Origin of the sequence: Halorubrum sp. SD690R (assembly GCF_005435035.1) — an archaeon.
Taxonomy (GTDB): domain Archaea; phylum Halobacteriota; class Halobacteria; order Halobacteriales; family Haloferacaceae; genus Halorubrum; species Halorubrum ezzemoulense.
The window spans coordinates 1-1,396 of the sequence record NZ_SGTV01000086.1; the positions used below are offsets into that span (position 1 = coordinate 1).

2 protein-coding genes are annotated in these 1,396 nt (G+C 54.7%); one reads left to right on the forward strand and one right to left on the reverse strand.

Going from position 1 to position 1,396, the window contains the following annotated elements:
- Window positions 1–402: 402 nt before the first annotated feature.
- Complete coding sequence (locus EXE41_RS18485) at window positions 403–750, forward strand: DUF6788 family protein (protein ID WP_137691779.1); 348 nt, start codon at window positions 403–405, stop codon at window positions 748–750.
- Window positions 751–815: 65 nt separating this feature from the next.
- On the opposite strand, the gene EXE41_RS18490 is transcribed toward EXE41_RS18485, so the two are convergent.
- Window positions 816–1,247, reverse strand: a complete 432-nt coding sequence (locus EXE41_RS18490; protein ID WP_137691780.1) for a TRAM domain-containing protein — start codon at window positions 1,245–1,247, stop codon at window positions 816–818.
- Window positions 1,248–1,396 lie beyond the last annotated feature (149 nt).

Here is a 1,396-nt window from a genome sequence, read left to right on the forward strand (position 1 = left end):
GAATGACCCCCGATAATCCAGAGACGGTCCGTGGCACCTGCTCATTCTGTGGCGATACAGTTACCGGCCGACACGCGATCATCGAGTATGAAACAGATAGCGGTAGACCGGGCGTGTGGGCCGAATGTCCAAGCTGTGGCGAGATCGTTGACCCCACCCATGCTCAGTAAACAGTTCATCCAGCGGATTGCGAGGCTCGAGCCGTCATCGACAACGCACCACGAGTGCCGTCACTGTGGATACAGCATCGAGAAGGACGTCGATGAATGTCCACAGTGTGGCTCTCACGAAATTGCGGTCTACGATCTCGAGTAATTGCTGAAGTGCTCACGGTTGGCAGAGAAGGTTCAATACCTTATGTAGCACCCGAACGCTAACATGGCTCCGGTTGTTACATAAGGTATGGAGCAGCCGTCACCACCCACCTCGCTCCCGAAGTATCTCGCTGAGGGGCTCCCCAAACAGGACACGGAGACACTCCAGGAGGTACAGAACTATATTGAGGCGCTCATCGAGTATCGCGACCAGTCCGTCGACACTGACGAGCTTCCCGAGGCTGCCGAGCCCGTCGACGAGCCGGACAATACGGAAAATGGAACGGTCGTCAAAGAGAAAGTCACCTGTGGCGACGATAGCTGTAAGTGCGCTAGCGGAGATCCCGCGGATATGCACGGCCCGTATCTCTATCGGTACTATCGTGAAAACGGGACGATGAAATCGGAGTACATCGGTAAGCCAAGGAGCGAGTAGGGTGGATCAGGACAGTCGTGGTTCCAACGATCCCAATCAAATAGACAGGTGCCAGTAAAACGACGTTATAGCGCCCGTGAGTCGGGTTCGACGATGCTGGCAAACGCGACGTTCTCTTTGACTTGCTCGATCTCGACCGACGGCTCATCACCTGGTTGTCCGCCGGGGACGATCACGACGTAGCCGCGTTCAACCTTCGCAATGCCGTCACCTTGATCACCAGTCGTCTCGATCGTCACGTTGCGGACTTCACCTTCGTCTACGGGAGGACCGTCCGACGCCGGAGTTGGTTCTTGAGCACCCGAGTGGGGTTGCTCTTCCTGGGTCTTCTGGCTTGTCGAGGATTCTGATGCCAAGATCGCGACGCGATACGTTTCGTCGGCAGCAAGCGCGTCGTGTTCGATTTCACTCGCCGGGACATCCACAATATATGAGCCGTCACGTTCTTCGATTTGAGCACTAAACACAGAACGAAGCGAATCAGAAATCTCGATCATCAGGTATCACGAGTTGTAGCTGGTCAACGTATCTAAATCTCGCGTTTTGCGCTACTCTGAGGTGGTAATCTAGTGTATGTTGAAGAGAACACGCAGATCCCGAACAGAAACTCCTCGAAAAGCTAGCAGGCCAGATCGGTCAGTACAGG